This window comes from Agrobacterium larrymoorei (assembly GCF_013322225.1).
In the GTDB taxonomy this organism is placed as follows: domain Bacteria; phylum Pseudomonadota; class Alphaproteobacteria; order Rhizobiales; family Rhizobiaceae; genus Agrobacterium; species Agrobacterium larrymoorei_A.
Window position 1 is genome coordinate 226,009 of sequence record NZ_JAAMFB010000027.1, and the last position, 18,438, is coordinate 244,446.

The 18,438-nt window shown below is 56.0% G+C and carries 15 protein-coding genes; 2 read left to right on the forward strand and 13 right to left on the reverse strand.

Annotated features, from left to right (window positions below):
- Window positions 1-135: 135 nt before the first annotated feature.
- Window positions 136-486: a DUF6074 family protein gene (locus G6L28_RS22935; protein WP_234902621.1), complete on the forward strand. Its 351-nt coding sequence runs from the start codon at window positions 136-138 to the stop codon at window positions 484-486.
- Between the two features lie 8 nt (window positions 487-494).
- Here G6L28_RS22935 and G6L28_RS17510 read toward each other — a convergent pair whose 3' ends face one another.
- From G6L28_RS17510 to G6L28_RS17520, 3 genes are all read right to left on the reverse strand, one after another.
- Window positions 495-1,751: an NAD(P)/FAD-dependent oxidoreductase gene (locus G6L28_RS17510; RefSeq protein ID WP_174065100.1), complete on the reverse strand. Its 1,257-nt coding sequence runs from the start codon at window positions 1,749-1,751 to the stop codon at window positions 495-497.
- 81 nt (window positions 1,752-1,832) lie between these two features.
- A complete protein-coding gene (locus G6L28_RS17515; protein ID WP_174065101.1) occupies window positions 1,833-3,395 on the reverse strand; it encodes a glycosyltransferase family 39 protein in 1,563 nt (520 codons plus the stop codon).
- Between the two features lie 198 nt (window positions 3,396-3,593).
- The gene (locus G6L28_RS17520) at window positions 3,594-5,882 is read right to left on the reverse strand and encodes an NADP-dependent malic enzyme (protein ID WP_174065102.1); all 2,289 of its coding nucleotides are present in this window, start codon (window positions 5,880-5,882) and stop codon (window positions 3,594-3,596) included.
- 315 nt (window positions 5,883-6,197) lie between these two features.
- Here G6L28_RS17520 and G6L28_RS17525 point away from each other — a divergent pair, with 315 nt between their 5' ends.
- On the forward strand, window positions 6,198-7,628 hold the full coding sequence (locus tag G6L28_RS17525; protein WP_174065103.1) for a mannose-1-phosphate guanylyltransferase/mannose-6-phosphate isomerase: 1,431 nt from the start codon (window positions 6,198-6,200) through the stop codon (window positions 7,626-7,628).
- A 6-nt stretch (window positions 7,629-7,634) separates the two neighbouring features.
- Here G6L28_RS17525 and G6L28_RS17530 read toward each other — a convergent pair whose 3' ends face one another.
- The 10 genes from G6L28_RS17530 to G6L28_RS17575 form a co-directional block, all read right to left on the reverse strand.
- Window positions 7,635-8,327: a ParA family protein gene (locus G6L28_RS17530; RefSeq protein ID WP_174065104.1), complete on the reverse strand. Its 693-nt coding sequence runs from the start codon at window positions 8,325-8,327 to the stop codon at window positions 7,635-7,637.
- Window positions 8,328-8,509: 182 nt separating this feature from the next.
- On the reverse strand, window positions 8,510-9,598 hold the full coding sequence (locus G6L28_RS17535; RefSeq protein WP_174065105.1) for a protein-glutamate methylesterase/protein-glutamine glutaminase: 1,089 nt from the start codon (window positions 9,596-9,598) through the stop codon (window positions 8,510-8,512).
- 6 nt (window positions 9,599-9,604) lie between these two features.
- Window positions 9,605-10,453, reverse strand: a complete 849-nt coding sequence (locus G6L28_RS17540; protein ID WP_234902622.1) for a CheR family methyltransferase — start codon at window positions 10,451-10,453, stop codon at window positions 9,605-9,607.
- 14 nt (window positions 10,454-10,467) lie between these two features.
- Entirely contained in the window at window positions 10,468-10,962 is a 495-nt protein-coding gene (locus G6L28_RS17545; RefSeq protein WP_174065106.1) for a chemotaxis protein CheW, read from the reverse strand.
- Window positions 10,963-11,051: 89 nt separating this feature from the next.
- Window positions 11,052-12,749, reverse strand: coding sequence for a methyl-accepting chemotaxis protein (locus G6L28_RS17550; RefSeq protein WP_174065107.1), 1,698 nt, complete (start codon window positions 12,747-12,749; stop codon window positions 11,052-11,054).
- A gap of 124 nt (window positions 12,750-12,873) precedes the next feature.
- Window positions 12,874-14,691: a methyl-accepting chemotaxis protein gene (locus G6L28_RS17555; RefSeq protein WP_174065108.1), complete on the reverse strand. Its 1,818-nt coding sequence runs from the start codon at window positions 14,689-14,691 to the stop codon at window positions 12,874-12,876.
- A 1-nt stretch (window position 14,692) separates the two neighbouring features.
- A complete protein-coding gene (locus G6L28_RS17560) occupies window positions 14,693-15,238 on the reverse strand; it encodes a chemotaxis protein CheW (protein WP_174065109.1) in 546 nt (181 codons plus the stop codon).
- Window positions 15,235-17,223 (reverse strand): chemotaxis protein CheA, encoded by a 1,989-nt coding sequence (locus tag G6L28_RS17565; protein ID WP_174065110.1) that lies wholly within the window; start codon window positions 17,221-17,223, stop codon window positions 15,235-15,237. Before G6L28_RS17565 ends, G6L28_RS17560 begins: the two co-directional genes overlap by 4 nt.
- Entirely contained in the window at window positions 17,220-17,588 is a 369-nt protein-coding gene (locus G6L28_RS17570; protein ID WP_174065111.1) for a response regulator, read from the reverse strand. Before G6L28_RS17570 ends, G6L28_RS17565 begins: the two co-directional genes overlap by 4 nt.
- Complete coding sequence (locus G6L28_RS17575; protein WP_174065112.1) at window positions 17,585-17,899, reverse strand: STAS domain-containing protein; 315 nt, start codon at window positions 17,897-17,899, stop codon at window positions 17,585-17,587. The genes G6L28_RS17570 and G6L28_RS17575 overlap by 4 nt, the downstream gene beginning before the upstream one ends.
- Window positions 17,900-18,438 lie beyond the last annotated feature (539 nt).

Sequence of the window (18,438 nt, forward strand, 5' to 3'; positions counted from 1 at the left end):
TTTCGGTAAGGTTTAATGGTAAAGTTTACGCGAATTCGCGTGATTGTTCGAAATATTTTCCTGAAACGTTTTAGGGAGCCGAAGCGCAGGGTTGTATGTCGTCGGCGTCTTTTAAAAACTAGGAGCAGTCTACCGATGGGGCATATTGGTACGTACGTTGCAAACTTCATTAACCATGTACGCCTTAAAAATGGGAAATCGATTCCCAACCACCAAGGTGTGCGTGTGACAAAGCGTTCTGAAGTAATTGCGTTTCCTGCCAAAAATCGACTTCGCGACATTCAGCGTTGCGTGCAGATGCTCGGCAACCTCCACGGCATCGAAGCAAACAGCTTCTGGCGCGACGAATGCCGCGCGCTCGCTGCGCACCTCACCAACCTTGGTTATGACGACGCGGCAATGCGTCACGAAGTCATGGAATTCCAGGATGCGGTTCAGATGCAGCTCTGGTCCTTGTCTCAGCCGGAAGAAGCTATTCGAGTTTAAGCTCGCACTCAGGCGAAACGGCTGGCGCGAAATGGATCGATCCAAATCGACGTATCCTCGCCATTGACCAATTCCGTGACAAGTCGGGCAGTGGCCGCAGACTGCGTCAGGCCCAGATGACCATGGCCGAAGGCGTAAATCACCGACGATGTTGCGCGAGACGGCCCGATGACTGGCAGGCTATCGGGCAGCGATGGCCTGAAACCCATCCATTGCTTGCCGTCCTCAATCTTCAAGCCGGGCAGGAAGCGGCTCGCCTTTTTCAGTATTGCTTCCGACCTTTTGAAATTTGGTGGAAGATCAAGTCCGCCCAGCTCTACCGCACCACCAACGCGAACTCCGGACGAGAGCGGCGTGACGACGAATGCATGGTCGTTGAAATACAATTGCCGCTTCAGATCGAATGCGCCTTTGGGCAGGGTGGTGTTGTAACCGCGTTCAGTTTCCAGCGGCACGATGTTGCCAAGTGTTGCCGCAAGCGATTTGGACCACGCGCCGCCAGCAACGATGACCCTATCCGCATCGATCTTGTCGCCATTTGCCAACGTGACGATGGTGCTTTCACCCACCGGCTCTATTCGGATCGCTTCGCCCTTTCTGAGTGTAGCGCCTCTGGAGATCACCAGATCGGCAATCCCTCGCGTAAACTCGTAAGGATCGCTGACCTGCAAACCGGCTGGCGTGAAGATGGCATGTGCAAATTGCGGTGCGAGACCTGGTTGCAGTTCGTCGATCTCGGCCCTGCCTATTCGGGAGAAGGTGAAGCCCGCTTTGGCCTTTTCCTCCCAGTGTGCTGCAGATCCGTCGAAGGATGACCGAGAGCCATAAAGATCAAGGGTTCCCGTGTTGGAAATGAAGCGCGACAGCTCCGGTATTGCCGCGACATGCTGCATCTCCGCAGCTGCCAGCGCCATCATCTTTGTCTGCACTTTCAGTCCGTGCTCAAACATACGCGGCGAGCTGGATTTCCAGAAGCGCCAAAGCCACGGAGCGATTTTATGCGCATAGGCAGGCGGAACGCTGAGGGGACCCAAGGGATCGACCAGCCACTTCGGCGCTTTCTTCATGATGCCGGGGGCGGGAATCGGAATGATTTCCGGGAAGGCGAGTATCCCGGCATTTCCTGCGCTGGCCCCACGCGCAACCTCGCCTCGTTCAAGCAATGTGACTGATTTTCCTGCATTTTGCAGGTACAGCGCTGACATGACGCCGATGATGCCCGTGCCAACGACGAGCACTTCGCACTTACCAGAGTTTCCGTCCATGGCTTGCCTCATTCACACTGCGCACTTAGACGCCACTCGCGTCTGGCCCGTTTCGTACCATTGTTGAATACAGTTTGTCGACTAGCGCGGTGGGGAGGCTGCTTCGAAGTTATCCGGCGTTATGACGGCATAGCTGAACACCTGCATCTTTCCTCCGACTGGAAAATACATGGGTGTTTTAAACTGCTGGATCGTTACGCTCTTGAGCTTGACGCTGATCTGTTCTTCCAGCCAGTGCGATAATCTGTCCGTTGCGTCACCATCACCGTTCCAGACAAAGAGAATTGGATGATCGAAGGACGGCTGAAACTTGGGATCGAAATCATCATAGATGATCGTAGCGACTGGCGTCTTGTTGAACACGAACCGAAGATTTCCTCCCGTATGCCAGTCCGGTGTGATGATGACGGAGGGGGAGATACCTTTATCGTTATGAATGTAACGCTGGAAACTTTCGTAGTCATAGTTCGATCTGGAGGCTTTACCCGTCCATGCTTGCAAAGGAACGCTCAGGATCAGCGCAACAGGCAGTAATGCCATGATTGCGAGTGCGGTAGGCAGAACTCTCTTTTGGAACCCGACCTCATCGAGTGACCGCTGCTCAAGCCAAAGCGCAGCAAGAATGGGAAACGGCATCATTAACGGCAAAAGCCACCGATCGCGCACTTCGGTCATGGTCGTGGAAACAATGACGACGAAGAGGACCACGGTGAGGGCAAAGAAATAATGCACGAAGAAACGCAGCCAGTCGGATTTGGCGGCACGGCTTGTTTTGCCGGCAGTTTGTTTTTGAGCCGACCACCAGATGAGCAAAGAAGGCAGTGCGATGATGACGAGCGAACCGAACGCGACGCGCGCCAGCCCGAGCAGGATTTGCAGTGGCCTGCTGTCCGGTGCCTCTTCTGCCATACGCCGCATCGTCACATCGGATGCAAAGGTAAAGTTTTCGAAGAGCCAGAAAGCATGAGGCAGAAAGACGATAAGGCTGATGCCGATGGTAAGCAGAAAGCGACGGTCGAGAATGCGCTCGCGCCCCTGCGGATGAAACCACACGGCGGCAAGCACCGCTGGCAGGACAAGCACAAAATTGTACTTCGACAACATTCCGAGGCCGACAGCGAGGCCAACGAGCGCATAACCCACCGTCGTCGGCTTCTGAATGAGGCGAATGCTGAGATAAACGACCCATGTGCAGGTCAGCATCAGCATCGTGGTATGGGTGAGATCCCGCTGCGCCTGCCAGAATACCTGCGGACTGAAGAATAGCGCCATGGCTGCAATCAGAACCAGTCGCTTGTCTTTTAATACAAGAGCGGCGCTCTTGATGTAGATGGCGAAGGTAAGGAAAAGGATGAGGTTCTTGGCGATGGCAATGGTGGCCAGAGATGTGCCAAATAGCTGGAAGACTGCCTGCTGAAACCAGTTGTAGAGCGGCGGCTGCGCATCGTAACCAAGTGCGAGCCACTGTGCGAACAACACCTGTTGCGCTTCATCGATACGCAATGCGGGTGGCATGGCGAGCCGGGTGAATATCTGGAGAAGATAATATAAGCCGAATAGAGCGATAACTGCGTTCGGATTGCCGATGAGACTTTCCGAAATACGCCTGTAAAAACCTTCAGTGGTTTCACCGGACGTTCTCATCGTCGGGCATTTCAACATCGTGTTTCCGTATCCCAGCCACTACCTGCGCTTCTCAGGCAGCACAGATGCCCCCTAATTGCGAAGGGACGCAATCCGAATTATGTGGCTGAAACGTGTTCTCCAGAAAATACAGAGAAACTTCCTGTGAATTATGAAATTGTAGTACCGCCCGGAGTTCTGGGCGGTACTGATTTTTCCTTACCGACCGGCGTTATAGGCCGCAATCGCTGCCATGTTAACGATGTCGCTGTCCTTTGCACCCATCGATGTGATCTGTACGGATTTGTCGAGACCGACGAGTAAAGGGCCGATGACGGTCGCGCCACCGAGTTCCTGAAGCATCTTGGTCGATATTGAGGCCGAATGGATGGCAGGCATCACCAGAACGTTGGCCGCGCCGGAAAGGCGGGCGAAGGGATACTGGCTCTGCATCTTCTGGTGATTAAGCGCGATATCCGCCGACATTTCGCCGTCGACTTCAAAGGCGACATTGCGTTTGTCGAGTATACGCACCGCTTCACGAACCTTGTCGGAACGCTCGCCGGTCGGGTGACCGAAGGTTGAGTAGGCCAGCATGGCCACGCGAGGCTCATAGCCAAACCGACGGGCAAGCCCCGCAGCTTCTTCAGCGATATCCGCCAGATCTTCGGCGGAAGGCATGTCGTGAACGGCCGTATCGGCCACGAACACCGTCCGGTTACGAGAAACAACCAGCGAAACGCCAATGACGCGGTGACCGGGTTTCACATCGATGCAGCGGCGAACGTCTTCCAAGGCGGTGGAATAGTTGCGCGTTGTTCCCGTCACCATGGCATCGGCATCGCCCATTGCCACCATGCAGGATGCAAAGTGGTTGCGGTCATTATGTATCAGGCGCTGAACGTCCCGCAACAACAGGCCTTTGCGCTGAAGCCGAGCATAGAGATAATCGATGTACGCATCGACGCGTCCTGAAAGGCGAGCATTGGTGATTTCGATGTTCGGCCGGTCGAGGTCGATGCCTGCGCTCTCGGCATTTGCCTTGATGATATCGTCGCGGCCCAGAAGAATGGCGGTGCCGAGACCCTGCGCTGTGAACGAGATTGCAGCGCGCATGACCTGTTCTTCTTCCGCTTCCGCGAAAACGACGCGCTTGGGCGAACGACGAACGCGTTCATAGAGCCTTTGCGTCGTGGACGCCATCGGATCGCGTCGAGCGGAAAGCTCACGCGCATAGGCATCCAGGTCAGGCAAAACGCGACGTGCCACTCCTGTCTCGATAGCCGCCTTGGCAACGGCCACCGGAATTGCTGAGATCAGACGGGGATCGAACGGGACTGGGATGATATATTGCGGTCCGAAGCGCGGCCGGTTGCCCTGATAGGCCGCAGCGACATCATCCGGCACATCTTCGCGTGCCAGATCGGCGAGTGCCTGTGCGGCGGCGATTTTCATTTCGTCATTGATCTGGCTTGCACGCACATCCAACGCGCCACGGAAGATATAAGGGAAGCCGAGAACGTTGTTCACCTGATTGGCGTAGTCGGAGCGGCCCGTCGCCATGATTGCATCGTCACGAATGCGTGCAACTTCTTCCGGCGTGATTTCCGGGTCGGGGTTGGCCATGGCGAAGATGATCGGCTTCGGTGCCATGGAGCGGATCATATCTTCGGTGAACGCGCCCTTCTGCGAAAGACCGAATACGACATCCGCGCCCTTCATAGCTTCCGCCAGCGTGCGGTCATCGGTCTTTACCGCATGGGCAGACTTCCACTGGTTCATGCCTTCGGTGCGACCCTGATAGATCACGCCCTTCGTATCGCAAAGCGTGATGTTTTCCGGGTTGAAACCCATCGCCTTGATCAGGTCCATACAGGCAATCGCCGCAGCACCGGCACCGTTGCAGACAAGCTTGGTGGTCTTGAAATCGCGGCCGGTCAGCTCGATGGCGTTGATGAGACCCGCAGCCGCGATGATCGCTGTTCCATGCTGGTCATCATGAAATACCGGAATATCCATGATTTCGCGCAGGCGGCTTTCGATGATGAAACATTCCGGCGCCTTGATGTCTTCAAGGTTGATGCCGCCGAAGGAAGGGCCGAGATAACGCACGCAGTTGACGAATTCGTCCGCATCTTCGGTATCGACCTCTAGATCGATGGAATCGACATCCGCGAAACGCTTGAACAGAACGGACTTGCCTTCCATCACCGGCTTGGATGCAAGCGCGCCGAGATTGCCAAGGCCGAGAATGGCCGTACCGTTGGAAATGACGGCAACCATGTTGCCGCGAGTGGTATAATCATAGGCGGTGGCCGGGTCTTCTGCGATGGCCTTTACCGGCACGGCTACCCCTGGTGAATAGGCCAGTGAAAGATCCCGCTGCGTCGCCATCGGCTTGGTGGGGGTGATTTCCAACTTTCCGGGACGGCCTTCAGCGTGAAAGTCCAGCGCTTCCTGATCCGTCACAGATGTCCTGCCCGTTGCCGATTTCGCTTTGTCTGACATTCGCCCCGCCTTCTTTTTTCAATAGCTATGCCGGCGTTGTTATTTTATTTTTCAGCGTGCTGCCAAGCTTTCAATGTTGTTCACTGCAACAAATCCACTCATCTGCGGGCGGAGCGAACGCTTCAATCGATTAGGTGTTCCGAATAAGACGATGCTCATCGCTTTTGATTTCTTTCACCGCGTCTACGAGAATCGGAACCGGGTCGGCTGGTAGCCGTTTCAACGTATGCTGCAACGCAAACTTGGCATTTATTGTCATACATGATTTGTTGGATGCGGTGTAAGTTGAGCGTCCTGAAAGTGAAGAGGTGAAGTGTGAGTGAGCAGGTTCGAAAGATTACCCCGGTACTTCTGGCAGGTGGTGCGGGTTCGAGACTTTGGCCTGTGTCGCGTGATCAACTTCCAAAGCAGTTTCAACCTCTCGTCGGCGAGTTTTCCACCTATCAGCAGACATTGAAACGTGTCGGCGATAAAAGCCTTTATGCCGAGCCGCTTGTCATCACAAATGAGGACTTCCGCTTTTTTGCCCGTCGTCAGGCCGAGGAAGTCGACCTCCCGGCGACGGTCGTTCTCGAACCCGCTCGCCGGGACAGTGCAGCTGCCATGGCAGCCGCAGCTGTTCTCGCCGAAAAGCGCGAAAAAGGCTCGCTAGTGCTGGCGCTCGCCGCCGACCATGTCGTGCTGGACGACGAGCTCTTCGCGAATGCGGTGAAGCTTGGCGCAGAAGCGGCGGAACAGGGCAACATCGTCGTGTTCGGCCTGACGCCCACCGAACCCCGCACCGCCTACGGCTACATAAATCCGGGCGCGCCCATAAACGGCAGTGACGATCTCTGCGTCGTGGAGGCATTTGTTGAAAAGCCGGATGAAGAGCGCGCCATTACCTATGTTGAAAATGGCTATCTCTGGAATTCCGGCAACTTCCTGTTCCGCTCCGATGTGATGATCGGAGAGCTGGAGAAATATGCACCTGAAATTCTGAAGGCAGTGACAGCGGCCGTCGAGAATTACGAAAGCGACCTGGGCTTCGTTCGTCTGCATAAGGAAAGTTTCGAGGAATCGCCCAAAAACTCCATCGACTATGCCGTGATCGAGAATACTCAACGGATGGCGGTCGTACGCGGTCATTTCCGCTGGTCTGATATTGGTAGCTGGGATGCTATCTGGGAAATTGCTGACAAGCAGGGGAACCAGAACGCGGTGGAAGGACAGGGTCTATTGCTGGATTCCGAAGGGTGCCTGATCCACTCCAACAGCATTCTGACGACCGTCGTAGGAGCAAAAGACCTTGTAGTTGTTGCCACCAAAGACGCCGTGCTGGTCACTCCCAAGGACCGCGTGCAGGACGTAAAGGGGCTCGTAGAAACGCTGAAAAGCGGCGATCACTCCACCAAGACGGAAAAGCACAAGCGAGTCTATCGTCCCTGGGGGCATATCGAGCAGACTGATTCAGGCCCTCGTTTCCGGGTCAGCCACCTCAAGGTGGAGCCGGGTCAACGCATATCCCTGCAGCAGCATTATCATCGCTCCGAACACTGGATCATCGTCCGCGGTACTGCGACTGTGACGATAGAGGGCGAAAAGCGCTTGCTGACCGAAAATGAATCCATCTACATCCCTATCGGTAAGCAGCATCGGCTGGCCAATGAAGGGAAAATTCCGCTGGAGTTGATCGAAGTTCAGACCGGATCGTATTTTGGCGAAGATGACATCCTTCGTCTGGAGGACGACTACAAGCGCAACTGATCTGGCTCAGGCCGCCGAAGAAAGGCGGCCAGCACCCTGTTGCGGGAGGAGTTTCAGAACCTCGTCGGCAAACGCCATGCTGTTCTGAAGCGCCTTGTCGAGATTGCTCACCTGCGATGGGCTCATCATGTGCAGGTAGCCGCAAAATTCGAACATATCGCGGAAAGCTGCGCGCTCAATGATAGGCACATCGAGAACGTGAACGTCACGTTTGGCGAGCAGCGCTTTTGCTGCCAGGAGTGCGCGTGTCGTCACCATCGAGTTGACCCGGGAAAGCACGACGGAGTGCGGAATCTTGATCGAAGCGCGATCGTCCAGATAGCGAAGCAATTCCAGAACCTGTGCACCACCTTGCGCATCCATCGTGCTGCCCTGCACGGGAATGAGGACGTGGTTTGACAAGCCCACGGCAGTCGCGAGCAGGGGAGACTGCGCACCGGGCAGGTCGATGATGACATGGTCGAATTTCTTGCGATTATCCAGCACGTGTTGCTGAAGACTGGACGCGGAAACGTAGGTGATGACCGAAAGATCGACACGATAATCGGAATTTTCGCGCCATTTGGAAAGCCAGCGCTGTGGATCGGTATCGATGACGCAGATCTGCAGGCCACGACGGGCAAACTCGGACGCGAGAAGCAGCACGGCGGTCGTCTTGCCGGCCCCGCCCTTGGTGTTTGCAAAAGTTATGACTGCCATGATCGCCCCGACGACAAGAGGAATGGTGGGCGATCATCGCGCGTTGCACTGCGCCTACTTCATGGCGCATCGCAATCATTCAGCATTATGGTTAACAGGAACTGAAGACATGAGGCGAATTAAAGCATTCCAGCGAAAGTGTGGAACGGGTTTATGCCCTAGGAACGTCTGAAAACAGGGAGCTATCGCCGTCTGTCCTCTGCCAAAATTTCCTGGGCGATCCGATCCAGCGATACAATCTTGTCGACGCCGCCATAAGCAATTGCTTCCTTCGGCATGCCGAACACAATGGAGGATGCCTCGTCCTGCGCCACCGTATAAGCACCGGCCTGATGCATCTCCAGCATCCCGCGCGCTCCATCATCTCCCATGCCTGTCATGATGACACCCATGGCGTTCGACCCGGCAGAGCGGGCGGCGGAGCGGAATAGCACATCGACGGACGGACGATGACGTGAAACCAGCGGGCCGTTTCGGACGGAAACGTGATAGCGTGCGCCCTGACGCTCCAGCAGCATGTGCTTGTCTCCGGGAGCGATCAGAACATGGCCGCGCAGCACCGGATCGCCGTCCACCGCTTCTTTGATCTCCACATCGCAAAGTGTGTTGAGCCGCTTGGCAAATGCGGCAGTGAATTTCTCCGGCATGTGCTGGACGATGACGATGCCCGGTGAGTTCGAGGGCAGTCTCTCCAGCATCTCGCGCAAAGCTTCAGTTCCGCCTGTCGATGCGCCAACACAAACCACCATTTCGGTGGTGCGTGCCATCGCCTTGCCAGATGGCGGAGGCAGAACGGCATCCGCAGTCAGCTTCGCCTGCGGGCCACGCGCGGCAGCGGAGCGGGCTGGCAGCTTTATTTCCTTGACGCGTGCTTGTGCAGCACTTTTCACGACTTCGCAAATCCGCATGCCGGATTCCGCAAGATGGTCGGCAGCGCCGATGCGCGGCTTGAGGATGACATCCACGGCACCGGCTTCCAGCGCCTGTAGAAGCGTTTCCGAGCCCGCTTCCGTTAAGGAGGAACACATGACCACCGGTATCGGGTGCTGCGACATGATCTTGCGCAGGAATGTGATGCCATCCATGCGGGGCATTTCCACGTCCAGCGTGATCACGTCCGGTACGTCTTCCTGAAGCTTCTTCGCTGCCATGAACGGATCGGAAGCAACGCCGATGACCTCAATGGCGGGGTCGGCCTCAAGCACCGCCGTCAGCGTCTGCCTAACGCTTGCGGAATCATCGACAATCAGAACTCGGGTCTTTTTCACCATGGCGCGCTACTGTTTCATGAAAACGGTATTGGAAACCTGTTTGATCGGCAGGTTGATCCCCGTCACCGTTTCGGAGTGGCCGATCATCAGATAGCCGCCCGGCATCAGGCATTTGCATAGCTGTGTCAAAACGTGGGTCTGTGTCTTCTTGTCGAAGTAGATCAGCACATTGCGGCAGAAGATGATGTGGTAGCCATCCCCGACCTCGTAAGTCGGGTTCATCAGGTTCATCCGCGCAAAGCCGACTTTAGAGCGAAGTTTGGGTACGATGCGCACGTCGTTGCGCTGTCTGTCCTTCGCCTGCATCACGTATTTGCGCATCATTTCCGTCGGCACAGGATCGACGAGTTCCCTTTGATAGATGCCGCTATGCGCTTTCTTCAAAACGTCAGTCGAGAGGTCTGTTGCAAGAATACTGAAATCAGAGATCACACCCTTAGCCACAGAATCCGCCATGACCATGGCCATCGTATAGGGCTCCGCACCTGTCGAGCAGGCAGAACTCCAGGCGCGAATGCGCCCATGCCCTTTTTTTGCCAGTGTCGGCAGGGCTGATTTTTCCATGTAATCGAAATGATTTGGCTCACGGAAAAAGTCCGTCTTGTTCGTCGTTACCACGTCGATCAGGAAGATCGCCTCTTCTTCCATTCCACCATGACGAAACAGGAAGTCGCAATATGCGCTGAACGTTGAAAGGCCTGTTGCCCGCAGCCGCTTGCGCAGGCGACCTTCCAGCATGGACCGTTTGGTTTCCGGCATCTTGATGCCGCAGTAGTTGTAGATGAAATTGGAAAGCTCACGAAAATCACGCGTGCTCAGGCTGTCGTCGAAATTGACGGTGGCTGCTGCAGTCAACGTTCATATTCCTTTCAGGCGGCGCGCATGGGGCCGCTATTCACCTTGGCAAGATCTGTTGCCTCCCCGGAAAACAGCTGCGCCAGATCGATGATGACAACGAAATCGCCATCGCGGCGCACGACACCGGCGATGTAACTTGAATTCCAGCGTATGCCGATATCCGGTGCGGTTTCGATCTGGTCGTGTCGGAACGGCGTCACCTCGAAGACCTTGTCGGCAACGAGACCCAAAGCCAGCAACTTTTCGCCAATCGGAATATCGAGAACCAATATGCGCGTATGCGGCGTCTTGATTGTCCTGCTCATACCGAGACGCAGGCGCAGGTCGATGACCGGCACACCCTGTCCACGCACATCCCTTAGGCCCAGGAGATAATCGGGACCGTGGGGTATCTTGAACGCTTCCTCGTGATCGAGAATTTCGCGCACGACGTCTACGGGAACGGCGAAGACCTCTTCTCCGAGGCTGAACGTCACGAACTGAGTGTCAGATGATGTGCTTGCCATGTTTACAGCGCCTTCTCGAGGTCTTCATTCTTTGTTGTTCCGGTTCATCGATACGGGCCAGATGCGCCCGTATTGATGCCGATCAGCCATCAGGCCGAGTGGCGGAAGTCTTCGTCATGGGCGTCCGGTCCGCCCATGGACATGTCGAGAGCAAAGCCCTTTGCGCGCGCCTGTTGGGATGTGACGGAGTGATCATGCACGTTACGCTGCTGACCAGCGATTGCCTTTGCAGCGGGGCGGGATGGTGCTTCCGAGCGAATATTAGCCGGTTTTGGTGTCGCCGCACGAGCGGAACGCTCCACGCGGAAGAAGGCGATGCTTGCCTGAAGTTCTTCGGCCTGCGCCGCCAGTTCCTCGGAGGTTGCAGACATCTCTTCGGACGCGCTTGTATTCTGCTGTGTTACGCGGTCAAGCTGCTGGATTGCCTCGTTGATCTGGCTTGCGCCGATGTCCTGTTCGCGGCATGCCGCCGAGATTTCAGAAACGAGTTCGGCAGTTTTACGGATGTCTGGTACAAGGCGGTTTAGCATCTCGCCTGCATCGGCAGCTGCCTTGACGGTATCGCTCGACATTGCTCCGATTTCAGCGGCGGCAGCCTGACTGCGCTCTGCAAGCTTGCGTACTTCGGATGCGACGACGGCAAAGCCCTTGCCGTGTTCGCCTGCACGGGCTGCTTCGACAGCTGCGTTGAGTGCGAGAAGATCGGTCTGACGAGCGATTTCCTGCACAATGGAGATTTTTTCTGCGATGGTGCGCATAGCGACGACCGCACGGCCAACCGCTTCGCCACTCGTTTCCGCATCCTTGGATGACTGGCGAGCAATCTTTTCCGTCTGTGCAGCATTTTCTGCATTTTGACGGATGTTAGCGGCCATCTGCTCCATGGAAGCCGATGCTTCTTCAGTGGATGAAGCCTGTTCGGTTGCTCCCTGTGATACCTGCTCGGAGCTTGCGGAAAGTTCCTGGCTTCCGGTGGAAACATTCTCAGCGGCATTTGCGGAATCTGCGACGACCAATCGAAGACGCTCGATCATGAGATTGACCTGTTCAAGAAGCTCGCCAATCTCGTCGCGGGCTTTAACTTCGGCCATCTTTGTCAGATCACCATCGGCAACATCGCGAACCGCAGTGATCGCCTTCGACAGACCGCGATTGATACCGACGGCAATAAGCGTAGCTGCGAGTAGAGCAATGACCACAACGACAGCTGCAATACCGGTGAGCATACCCCACGTGCTGGTGTAAAGCTGGTTAGTTTCCTTATCTGCCTGGCTCATCAGACTTCTGTTAGCTTCAACACGCTCGTCGATAATTGCACCGATCTTGTCCGTGACTGCACGGGAATCGCGCTTGGCCTTCTCGAGCGCAAGGGCGTAGTTTCCTGAATTAACGAGTTGTCGAATCTGATCGTCGACGAGGAACAGCTCATCAGTCAGCTTGCGCGCTTCCAGCCATTGGGCGCGTCGATCTTCACTACCGGCCTGCTCCTGAAGCCATGTCAACCGTTCAAGAAACACGGTGCGAAGACGTTCGCTGTTCTGCATCGACTGTACTGCATCAGCCTGATTATCGGCAGTGGCCGCATTCATCTGAGAGCGCGTGATACTTAGCTGCAGACGGCTCAATTCTCGCGTCGCGTCCAAGCGTGCAGCCGGACCAGCGATGACCTGCGTAATCGCAGAGTTAAGGGTATTCAGACTATTCAATGCATACATCACAGTGCCTGCAAGCATGATTAGAATGAGGCCAAACGTCATAGCCAGTTTGAGTTTGATCGTCATGCGCATAAGTATGTCCTATTGCTTTTAGATTTTTGTCGAGCCCAGAAACCGGCTAGGCTGATGGGCACTTAAGATCGGCATTTGCTAGCTCCGGCTTAAAATGACCGGAGCCCTTGGTCTTGCGACTGTTCTATGCGCTTTCGCGAAAGTCCGCGTCATCCGCATCTGGGCCGCCCATCGACATATCCAGCGTAAAGCCCTTGGCGCGTGCCTGCTGGCCATGGATGGAATGGTCGGCCGTTGGCCGGCGTACCGGTGCAGAGGCCTTCAGGGGTTGGCGCGGTGCAGGGGCAGCACTGCGAGCTGGTGCGTGACCCCGGGCAACGGGCGCTCCGGTAGAACGGTCAACCTTGAAGAAGGCGATGCTGGCCTGAAGTTCTTCGGCCTGTGCGGCAAGCTCTTCGGAGGTTGCGGACATTTCTTCCGAAGCACCGGAATTCTGCTGCGTCACCTTGTCCAGCTGCTGAATTGCTTCGTTGATCTGGCTTGCACCGATGTCTTGCTCGCGGCATGCGGCAGAAATTTCGGAGACCAGCTCGGCGGTTTTGCGGATGTCGGGTACGAGACGATTGAGCATTTCGCCGGCTTCGGTCGCGACCTGCACCGTTTCGCCGGAGAGCGAAGAGATTTCAGCCGCTGCCGCCTGGCTGCGTTCGGCCAGCTTGCGAACTTCGGATGCGACGACTGCAAAGCCCTTGCCGTGTTCACCTGCGCGGGCCGCTTCGACGGCAGCGTTGAGTGCGAGAAGGTCGGTCTGGCGAGCGATTTCCTGAACGATGGAAATTTTCTCGGCAATGGTGCGCATTGCGGACACAGCGCGGCCTACGGCCTCGCCGCTTGCTTCTGCATCCTTGGAGGACTGGCGCGCAATCTTTTCGGTCTGCGCTGCGTTGTCAGCGTTCTGCTTGATGTTGGCAGCCATTTCTTCCATCGAGGCGGAAGCCTCTTCCGCAGAGGATGCCTGTTCTGTCGCGCCCTGCGACAACTGTTCCGAGCTTGCGGAGAGTTCCTGGCTACCGGACGAAACGTTGTCGGCTGCGGCAAGCGCATCGGCGACGACTCCACGCAGGCGCTCGACCATACGCTGCAGCGAGACGCCCAGCGTGTCCTTGTCGGAAAGCGGCTTCGGCGTGATCGTCAGGTTGCCGTCGGCGATCTCGTTTGCAACGCTTGCGGTGTTGCGCAGATTTCCGGTCATCACATTGATACGGTCAACCAGATCCTTGATCTCATCGTTCGACTTGATTTCGACATCCTGATCGAGATCGCCAACAGCGACGGCTTCTGCGACGATCATGATTTTACGCAGTCCACTGCTGATGCCGAGCGCGATCCAGATGGCGGTGATGACTGCGATGACGACTGCCGCAATCGATATCGCGATCAACAGCATTCTGGTGTTTTCGTACTCGGCAGCGGCCGCCTTCTTTGCCGCATCCAGTCGAGCGCGATTGAATTTCACGGTTTCATCGAGCTTCTGCGTCAACTCGTTCGCCGCCACGCGACCTTCACCGGAGGAGTAAGCTGCCGCGGCCGAGGTGTTGCCTTGAGCGACCAACTCACGAATGCGATCATCTGTCGCCTCGAACTTCTGGTTCGCAGCCAGAATGGAGGACCACGTCGCCTGCATCTCCGGGGAGGCAGTGGATGCCATCTCGTTGGCCAGCTTATCCAGTTGAGCGCGGCTCTCGTTGCCGGTTTCCTTGTGGCGCTGAACTTCTTCCGGCGAGGTCGCAAGGATGAGGTTTTTCTGTGAGCGCACCGTTACAAGTGAAAGAGCGTTGATCTGATGAACTTTATCGAGGCGTACAACCGTACCTTCTACGACCTCATTCATGGAATCTCTGGCTAGACTGAGACTGTAGATGCCATAGCCTGCTGTACCTGCGAGCATTGCGATCAGAAATCCGAACGCGACTGCCAGCTTCATCTTGATCGTGAAACGCATGTCAAAAATCCTTCGAAAGCTCGATGACATTGCTTCGCTGGCTGCTTTTGGCAGTGTTGGCGTCGCGTTGTGCAGTGAAGATTGCTATGAGGTTGGGCATGATTACGAATTGCGAACCACGCTTGATGAGGCAGTTGATGTAGTCAGGGCGCCAGCGCATGCCGACACTTGGCGGAGGCTCGCTTGCGGATTGGGAAAAGGTCGTGACTTCGTACACCTTGTCGGTCCGCAGGCCGATTAGCGTCAGTTCGCCTTCGAGCGATAGTTCGATGACGATGATGCGGCTGTCGATTGTTTTTTCCGCCGCATCCATGCCGAAAGCGAGGCGGATATCCGCCAGTGGAATGACCTTGCCGCGGAAGTTGATGACGCTGGAGACGAACGGTTTGGCACCGGGAACCGCCGTTTCCGGTAGAAGATCGAGGATTTCCTGCACCTGTATCGCTTCGATTGCGAAGGTCTCGCCTTCTATGGAGAAGGTGAGCACTTCCAGATCTTCCCGACCCGCCCAGAAATCGTGTGGCTGTTTCAAAAGAGGATGATTCATCCGGCAATGCGCATCTGCGCCTCCTGCTGCTGCCCTGCCGTCACCAGATGCGCGACATCGAGAATGAGGGCGACACTGCCATCGCCCAGAATGGTGGCGCCAGAGAACGTCGCGACATCATGATGCAGCTTTGACATTGCCTTGATCACTGTCTGGTGGTCACCGATGATCTGGTCGACGACGAGACCAACGCGTTCCGACCCAGTGGAGATGACCACGACCTTCTGGAACTGATCAGGTTTCGTACCCGTTTGGAAAAGCTCGCGGAGACGAATGAAGGGGACGAGGCTTTCGCGAAGCGATATGAAGGAACGTCCGCGGGACTTCACATCGTCCTCAGGGGAAAGTTCGAGGCACTCTTCCACGGCTGAAAGCGGAATGACGTAGCAGCCTCCGCCAACGCGTACGAGCAGGCCATCTATGATCGCCAGCGTCAGTGGAATAGCGAGCGAGATTTCCGAGCCTGCGCCGGGTGTTGAGGTGACACTGATCGAGCCGCGCAGGGTTTCGATTGTTTTCTTGACCACATCCATGCCAACGCCACGGCCTGACAGGTTGGTGACCTGTGCAGCGGTGGAGAAGCCCGGCTCGAAGATCATCTGCAAAAGTTCCTGATCCGCAAGCGTTGCGCCGGGGGCGACAAGGCCCACCGATTCCGCCTTTGCGCGTACGCGCTGACGGTCGATCCCGCGTCCGTCGTCGCGTATGGTGATCGTGACATCGCCACCGGACTGCCGCGCGACGAGCGTGACGCGACCTGTCGGGTTTTTTCCTACCGCGATGCGTTCTTCCGGCTGCTCAAGACCGTGGTCACAGGAATTGCGAACGAGATGCACAAGCGGATCGGCAAGACGTTCGATAACGGCCTTGTCGACCTCTGTGCTTTCGCCTTCGGTGACAAGTTCGATCTGTTTGCCGGTTTCGCGTGCCAGATCGTGCGTCAGGCGGCGGAAACGGCTGAAAAGTTGGGCGATGGGCACCATCCGCAGAACCATCATCGTATCGCGCAACTCGCCCGACAGGCGCTCCACGTCCTCGGAAACCGAGCGAAGCTGAATGTCGACGCTGGTGTTGGCGAGCTGTGAGAGGCGGGACTGTGCAATAACCAGTTCTCCGACACGGTCCATCAGTTCATCCAGCCGTTCGGCGGGAACGCGCACGTTCTCAGTAGCCTTTGACTGCTTGGCATCAGCCGGGGACTGTGCTGCTGCCGGATTAGTTTTCGCTGCCTCTTCGACGGGCGAGGGCAGGGGCACAATCTCGTGCTGGGGAGCCTCGTCTTCCAGCTTTGTGACCTTTAGGTCCATGTCGTCCATCACGAAGATGAAGACATCATCGATGGCTTCACGGGACTGTTCGGTGGTAAGCGTCGTGGACCAGGAAACGTAGAGATTGGCGGGATCGAACTCATCCAGCGACGGGATGGTGGATGTATCTGCAACGATCTCGCACTCACCCATTTCTGCCAGTTCATCCAGCAAGCCAAGCGGGTTTGTGCCATTCGCCATGGCATTGGCGGGCAGGCGGAAGTCTATCTTCCATGTTGTTTTTGCCGGGCCCTGTTGCTTTGCCGGTGCCGCCTTTTGTGGCTGTGGTGTTTCAGCACCGGTTTCACCGCCGACCGCAGCTTGCAGCTTGGCGAGCAGGCGGTCGCCAGTTTCTGGAAACGCGGTAGCTGGGTTGTCTACAAGGCGACGCATATGGTCCTGCGCTTCCAGAACCGCCGCGATCAATTCGCTGCTCGCGGGGACTTCGCCCTTGCGAACGCGATCGAACGCCGTCTCGCAATGGTGTGTAAACGCAGCCAATGCCTCGAAGCCGAACATTGCTCCGGACCCCTTTAGGGTATGCAGGCCGCGAAACACGGCATCGATCTGACTCTGGTTGGAAAGATCATGCAACAGATCCAGAAGGCCGCTTTCGATCTGCTCGAAAAGCTCTCCTGCTTCCGTTCTGAAAACCTGAATGGGGTCCAGTATCGTCATCTACCAAGAACCTTTCTGGCGATCTTCACGAGGCTTTCAGGATCGAATGGCTTGGTGATCCAGCCGGTCGCGCCCGCGGCCTTTGCACGCGCCTTCATGTCGGCGTCGGACTCCGTCGTCAGGAAGATGATCGGAATACCGGTGTGAGCTGGCGACTGGCGAAGCGCCTCGATCATTTCGAGACCGTTCATGTTCGGCATGTTCAGATCGGTAACGATAAGGTCGAATGATGCGCCCTTGGCCTTCGCCAGACCGTCAGCGCCATCGACCGCCTCGGTGACCTGGTAGCCTGCATTGGTGAGGGCGATTTTCGTCGTCATCCGTATGCTGGCAGAATCGTCGACGGTAAGAATGTTGGCGCTCATTGAATATCCTTTCCATGCAGCCAGAAGAGGCGAGACGCCTCGTCCATTTTCGTGAGGAAGCCGCCACGCTGGAGCGTATCCACTACGCCGGGTGTTGCGGGCTTCTTGAGGGTGATGAATTTGCCGTGCTTGCGGGCGTAACCGCGTGATGCCTCCACCAGCTGGATAAAGCTGAGGTCAACCGTCACGTCTTCGGGAATATCCAGCACGATGGCATCGTTCATCTGAAACGCGGACAAAAGCTTTTCGTGAACAGCACCTATCCCCCGGATAGACAGGGAGGATGGGAGAGCAAGTATTTCCGGCGTCATAGACTTGTCCTGGGTTCAGCGGTGTTTTGAAGTCGGTTTGTTGTGAGCGAAGCGTAATTATCTGCGGTGGCAATCAGCGGAGGGGCTGCCTGGATCGCATTTTGATAAATTTATCAGTGGTCTTGCTGGAGCCATTGCCTGTCGGATGACGAGAGATACTCTGAATGGAATAGACTGTCGCTTTGGCGGCATGTTTATCGACGCGCGGCACAAAGACTGCGGCCTCGCTATCGTCTATAAGCACAACTCTCACGTTTGAACTCCGGGCGGGCAGGAAATGGGCAAGTCATCTACTCCAGCGGTTGCGGGGGTAGGATTTCTCGCGACTAAACATCTTTTGAGTTTAAGGCCTGCTTCATGCGCCCATGGCAAATATCGATCATTTTTAGAGGGTTGCCCCAGAAATCGTCTTGGTCACCATATTAGCGTATTAGATATTGCAATGGTTAAGGTGAGATTAAGGGGGGTTGAATTAATTGGATTTTGTTAAACGAAAGGGTTGTACAACATTCAATTTAGAATTGACCAATTCAATCCTT

Bases quoted from the DNA above. Each gene is read 5' to 3' on its own strand.
- G6L28_RS17550 (WP_174065107.1), bottom strand. From the start codon at position 12,749: ATGCGCATGACGATCAAACTCAAACTGGCTATGACGTTTGGCCTCATT.
- G6L28_RS17535 (WP_174065105.1), bottom strand. From the start codon at position 9,598: ATGGTGAAAAAGACCCGAGTTCTGATTGTCGATGATTCCGCAAGCGTT.
- G6L28_RS17510 (WP_174065100.1), bottom strand. From the start codon at position 1,751: ATGGACGGAAACTCTGGTAAGTGCGAAGTGCTCGTCGTTGGCACGGGC.
- G6L28_RS17565 (WP_174065110.1), bottom strand. From the start codon at position 17,223: ATGACGATACTGGACCCCATTCAGGTTTTCAGAACGGAAGCAGGAGAG.
- G6L28_RS17575 (WP_174065112.1), bottom strand. From the start codon at position 17,899: ATGACGCCGGAAATACTTGCTCTCCCATCCTCCCTGTCTATCCGGGGG.
- G6L28_RS17515 (WP_174065101.1), bottom strand. From the start codon at position 3,395: ATGAGAACGTCCGGTGAAACCACTGAAGGTTTTTACAGGCGTATTTCG.
- G6L28_RS17520 (WP_174065102.1), bottom strand. From the start codon at position 5,882: ATGTCAGACAAAGCGAAATCGGCAACGGGCAGGACATCTGTGACGGAT.
- G6L28_RS17555 (WP_174065108.1), bottom strand. From the start codon at position 14,691: ATGCGTTTCACGATCAAGATGAAGCTGGCAGTCGCGTTCGGATTTCTG.
- G6L28_RS22935 (WP_234902621.1), top strand. From the start codon at position 136: ATGGGGCATATTGGTACGTACGTTGCAAACTTCATTAACCATGTACGC.
- G6L28_RS17545 (WP_174065106.1), bottom strand. From the start codon at position 10,962: ATGGCAAGCACATCATCTGACACTCAGTTCGTGACGTTCAGCCTCGGA.
- G6L28_RS17570 (WP_174065111.1), bottom strand. From the start codon at position 17,588: ATGAGCGCCAACATTCTTACCGTCGACGATTCTGCCAGCATACGGATG.
- G6L28_RS17560 (WP_174065109.1), bottom strand. From the start codon at position 15,238: ATGAATCATCCTCTTTTGAAACAGCCACACGATTTCTGGGCGGGTCGG.
- G6L28_RS17530 (WP_174065104.1), bottom strand. From the start codon at position 8,327: ATGGCAGTCATAACTTTTGCAAACACCAAGGGCGGGGCCGGCAAGACG.